This window comes from Kitasatospora sp. NPDC059571 (genome assembly GCF_042735675.1).
Lineage (GTDB): Bacteria > Actinomycetota > Actinomycetes > Streptomycetales > Streptomycetaceae > Kitasatospora.
In genome coordinates this window covers 11313-16257 of record NZ_JBHWBW010000151.1, presented here as the reverse complement: position 1 = coordinate 16257, position 4945 = coordinate 11313, and the positions used below count along the sequence as shown (strand labels likewise).

At 72.7% G+C, this 4945-nt stretch carries 3 protein-coding genes and 1 pseudogene; 1 reads left to right on the top strand and 3 read right to left on the bottom strand.

Annotation, left to right across the window (positions count from 1 at the left end; translation table 11 throughout):
- The 3 genes and pseudogenes from ACFV0G_RS18655 to ACFV0G_RS18645 form a co-directional block, all read right to left on the bottom strand.
- Nucleotides 1–600: pseudogene (locus ACFV0G_RS18655) on the bottom strand (hypothetical protein); the annotation flags it as partial.
- Between the two features lie 313 nt (nt 601–913).
- The gene (locus ACFV0G_RS18650) at nt 914–2134 is read right to left on the bottom strand and encodes an acetyl-CoA C-acetyltransferase (protein ID WP_380548461.1); all 1221 of its coding nucleotides are present in this window, start codon (nt 2132–2134) and stop codon (nt 914–916) included.
- Between the two features lie 87 nt (nt 2135–2221).
- Nucleotides 2222–3286 carry an SGNH/GDSL hydrolase family protein gene (locus tag ACFV0G_RS18645; protein WP_380548458.1) on the bottom strand — a complete coding sequence of 355 codons (1065 nt, stop codon included), beginning with the start codon at nt 3284–3286 and terminating at the stop codon, nt 2222–2224.
- Nucleotides 3287–3431: 145 nt separating this feature from the next.
- On the opposite strand from ACFV0G_RS18645, the gene ACFV0G_RS18640 reads away from it, so the two are divergent.
- Nucleotides 3432–4832, top strand: a complete 1401-nt coding sequence (locus ACFV0G_RS18640; RefSeq protein ID WP_380548455.1) for a cystathionine beta-synthase — start codon at nt 3432–3434, stop codon at nt 4830–4832.
- Nucleotides 4833–4945 lie beyond the last annotated feature (113 nt).

Genomic DNA, 4945 nt, shown 5'->3' with positions numbered 1-4945 from the left:
CACGTAGTCCGGGGGCGCGGGGGGGCGGCGCGGGTCCGGCGCGGTGGCCGGCTCGGTCTCGGCGTCCAGCAGCCCGGCCTCCAGGCCGGTGGCGATCAGGTCGGCCTCCCGGCGGGCGCGGACGTCGCCGCCGGCGTCAGCGGGGTGCGGCACGCCGCCGCCCTGCGACGGGTGGCCGGGGCGGACGCCGCCCTCGGGGCCGCCGTCCTTGATGATGTCCTCGAGCGCGTTGCGCAGGGCCTCCCCGAAGCCCGGGTCCATGGTCGCGTTGTCCGCGGCGTCCTCCGGGCCGGTGGGCCGCGGGAAGAACAGCGGCCACTCCTCCCCGACGCTCAGGAACGGGCCGTCGAACACCGGGCCGTCCTCGGCCGCCCGGGCCTCCTGCTCCGCCCAGAACGCCCGCGCCTCGGTGATCTCCCGCTCCCGGTCCGCGGCCAGCGCCTCCACGACCGCCCGGCGTATCGCGGCCTCGTCGACGGCGGCGCCGGCCGGTGCGGCCTCCCGCTCGCCCAACCGGCGTGCCAGCGCACGGACCTGGAGCAGCACAGCGGTGGCGACGGCGATCAGGATCAGCAGCAGAGAGATGTAGACGACGCTCACGGAATGTACTCCTTGCGAGGAGTGGAACGGGGTTGCACGTCCACATTGCCGCATCCCGCGCCGTTGCTGCAGTGGCTGATGTCCCATTTCTCAGGAACTTCCGCACTTGTCCCCAAATTGTTAGGTACAACCCATCTACGCAGCGCAGTCGTCCCATTCCGTTGCGTCGATGAAACGGGCCGGAAATGCAAAAAAGAGGGCCGGAGCACGTTTCGCGTGTGATCCGGCCCTCAGTTACGCAGGGTCACTCCGAATGGGTGGTCCTGCGGCCTTCACGGCTCGGTCGAGCCGTCTGTGTCCGTGTCGTGCTGTGTCAGCTCAGCCGCTCGATGACCATCGCCATGCCCTGGCCGCCGCCGACGCACATGGTCTCCAGGCCGAACTGCTTGTCGTGCCACTGGAGGGAGTTGATCAGGGTGGTGGTGATCCGGGCGCCGGTCATGCCGAACGGGTGGCCGACCGCGATGGCGCCGCCGTTGACGTTGAGGCGGTCCAGGTCGATGCCGAGGTCGCGGTAGGAGGGGATCACCTGAGCGGCGAACGCCTCGTTGATCTCGACCAGGTCGATGTCGCCGATGGACAGGCCGGCCCGCTGCAGCGCCTGCTTGGACGCCTCGACCGGGCCGTAGCCCATGATCTCGGGGGACAGGCCGCTGACGCCGGTGGAGACCACCCGGGCGAGCGGGGTGATGCCGAGTTCGCGGGCCTTGGTGTCGGACATGATCACCAGGGCGGCGGCGCCGTCGTTGAGCGGGCAGCAGTTGCCGGCGGTCACGGTGCCGTCGGGGCGGAAGACCGGCTTGAGGCCGGAGACCGCCTCCAGGGTGACGCCGGCGCGCGGGCCGTCGTCCTGGGAGACGACGGTGCCGTCCGGGGTGGTGACCGGGGTGATCTCGCGCTGCCAGAAGCCGGCCTTGATGGCCTGCTCGGCGAGGTTCTGCGAGCGGACGCCGAACTCGTCCTGCTCGGCGCGGGTGATGCCCTTGAGCGCGGCCAGGTTCTCCGCGGTCTGGCCCATCGAGATGTAGGCGTCGGGCAGCAGGCCGTCCTCGCGGGGGTCGTGCCACTCGCCGCCGCCCTCCTCGGCACGCTTGGCGGTGCGGGCCTTGGCCTCGGCGAAGATCGGGTTCTCGGTGTTCGGCATGCCGTCCGAGGTGCCGTTGATGCTGCGCGAGACGGTCTCGACGCCCGCCGAGATGAAGATGTCGCCCTCGCCGGCCTTGATCGCGTGCAGCGCCATGCGGGTGGTCTGCAGCGAGGAGGAGCAGTAGCGGGTGATCGTGGCGCCCGGCAGGTAGTCCATGCCCATCTGCACCGCGACGATGCGGGCCAGGTTGTGGCCCTGCTCGCCGCCGGGCAGGCCGCAGCCCAGCATCAGGTCGTCGATCTGCCGCGGGTCCAGCTCCGGCACCTTGGCGAGCGCGGCGGCGATGATCTGGGCGGTGAGGTCGTCCGGGCGGACGTCCTTCAGCGAACCCTTGAAGGCCCGGCCGATCGGAGAACGGGCGGCGCTGACGATGACGGCTTCGGGCATGGTGGGCTCCTCGCTGATCGACCGGCTGGCGAGCGTACGCACGGCGCGCCGGACGGCTCCCGAGGACACTCGGGAGGAAAGTTACCGCTAAGTAGGACCGTCGTCACCCGTGCCCGGGTGTGAGTTGGCCGACGCGGACTCCGGCTCCGCGGTGCCCGGCAGTCCCAGCCGCAGTCGGTGCCGCAGCAGCGCCCAGCGCCGGGACGCCGCCTCCGGCCCGGCCGCCGCCACCTCGGTGCCGGACCGGCCGGCCGCGGCCGCCGCCGCCACCTCCACCGGCAGCACAGCCTGCGCCTGCGCAGGCTCGGCGGGCCCGCACTCCTCGGGCCACAGGTCCACCGCCGCGCAGAGCGAGGGCAGCATCGCCATCGCCGCGGTCGCGTACCCCTGGGCGGACGGGTGGTAGCGGTCCGCCGCGAACATCTCCGGCCGGGCCGCGAACTCCGGGCCCAGCAGCGAGCCCAGCGACACCGTCCGGCCGCCCGCCTCCACCACCGCGATGGTCTGCGCCGCGGCCAGCTGGCGGCTGAGCCGCCGGGCCACCCAGCGCAGCGGCGGCCGCACCGGCTTGATGGTGCCCAGATCCGGGCAGGTGCCGACGACCACCTCGCAGCCGGCCGCCCGCAGCGCCCGGACCGCGTCGCCCAGCTGCCGCACGGACTGCGCCGCGGGGCTGCGCCGGGTCACGTCGTTGGCGCCGATCATGATCACGGCCAGCGCCGGGCGGTGCGGCAGCGCCCGGACCACCTGGTCCGCCAGGTCGGGGGAGCGGGCCCCGGACCTGGCCACGTTGACCAGGCGGACCCGGCGCTCGGCGACCGAGGCGAGCCCCGAGGCCAGCAGTGCGCCCGGGGTCTCCCGGCCGCGCGCCACCCCCAGCCCGGCGGCCGTGGAGTCGCCGAGGAAGGCCAGCACCAGCGGCGGGGAGCCGTCCGCCGGGTCCGCACCGTTGGTGAAGCCGTCCCCGTAGACCCCGTCCGCCCGGGGCGGATCGCCCTCCAGCAGCCCGATCGCCCGGATCGCCAGCCGGCTCTCGGTCAGCAGCAGACCGGCAAGTCCCACACCCAGCAGCCCCAGCCCGCCGCCGCCGTACGCGGCGGCCGTGGCGATCCTGCGGGCCACCCGGGCCCTCGACGCCTGTGCCCCTGGCATCCTGCACCCCCTTGTGCGGTCGTCCAGAGTCCTTGTACCCCGTACTACCCCTCGGTGCCGCGCGGCTATCGGCGGCCGTCGGCCATCCGTGGCCATACCCTTTAGACACCCACAGTCACATGCGCCACAACCCGGGAGGATCCCCGTGCGGTACAGCAATTCGATCATCGAGCTGGTCGGCAACACGCCACTGGTGAAGCTCACGAAGGTCACCGAGGGGATCACCGCCACCGTGCTGGCGAAGATCGAGTACTTCAACCCGGGTGGCTCGGTGAAGGACCGCATCGCGCTGCGCATGATCGAGGCCGCCGAGGCCTCGGGCGCGCTCAAGCCGGGTGGCACGATCGTCGAGCCGACCTCCGGCAACACCGGCGTGGGCCTGGCCATCGTGGCGCAGCAGAAGGGCTACAAGTGCATCTTCGTCTGCCCTGACAAGGTCTCCACCGACAAGATCAACACGCTGCGCGCGTACGGCGCCGAGGTGGTCGTCTGCCCGACCGCCGTCGCCCCGGAGCACCCGGACTCCTACTACAACGTCTCCGACCGCCTGGTCCGCGAGACCCCGAACGCCTGGAAGCCGGACCAGTACTCCAACCCGGACAACCCGGCCTCGCACTACCACTCCACCGGCCCCGAGCTGTGGGAGCAGACCGACGGGCGGATCACCCACTTCGTCGCGGGCGTCGGCACCGGCGGCACCATCTCCGGCACCGGCCGCTACCTGAAGGACGCCTCCGGCGGCAAGGTCCAGGTCATCGGCGCCGACCCGGAGGGCTCGGTCTACTCCGGCGGCACCGGCCGCCCGTACCTGGTCGAGGGCGTCGGCGAGGACTTCTGGCCGACCGCCTACGACCGCACGGTGGCGGACGAGATCGTGGCCGTCTCGGACAAGGACTCCTTCCAGATGACCCGCCGCCTGGCGAAGGAGGAGGGCCTGCTGGTCGGCGGCTCCTGCGGCATGGCCGTGGTGGCCGCGCTGGAGGTCGCCAAGCGGCTCGGGCCGGACGACGTGGTGGTCGTGCTGCTGCCGGACGGCGGCCGCGGCTACCTCTCGAAGATCTTCAACGACGACTGGATGGCCGACTACGGCTTCCTGCCGACCGCCACCGACGAGGCGCACATCGGCGAGGTGCTGGCCCGCAAGGACGCCATCGAGCACGAGGGCATCCCGCAGTTCGTCCACATGCACCCGGGCGAGACGGTCGCCGAGGCCGTCCGCGTGCTGCGCGACTTCGGCGTCTCGCAGATGCCGGTCGTCTCGCCGGGCGCCGGCCACCCGGACATCATGGCCGGCGAGGTGATCGGCTCGGTGGTCGAGCGCGAGCTGCTGGACGGCCTGTTCACCCAGCGGATCCAGCTCACCGACACCCTGGACAAGGTGATGTCCAAGCCGCTGCCGGTGGTCGGCTCCGGCGAGTCGGTCACCAACCTGATGGCCGTCCTGGAGAAGGCGGACGCGGTCGTCGTCCTGGTCGAGGGCAAGCCGCAGGGCATCGTCACCCGCCAGGACCTGCTGGCCTTCCTCACCAGCCGCGCCGGCCACTGAGCCCGCCGCCCCGCCCCCGCGCGGCGGGGGGGCGCCCGCGGCCCCGGGCACCCGGCCCGGTGAAGGCCGCCCCCCCGCCGCGTGGGACAACCACCGCGGGCGGGTATAAACCA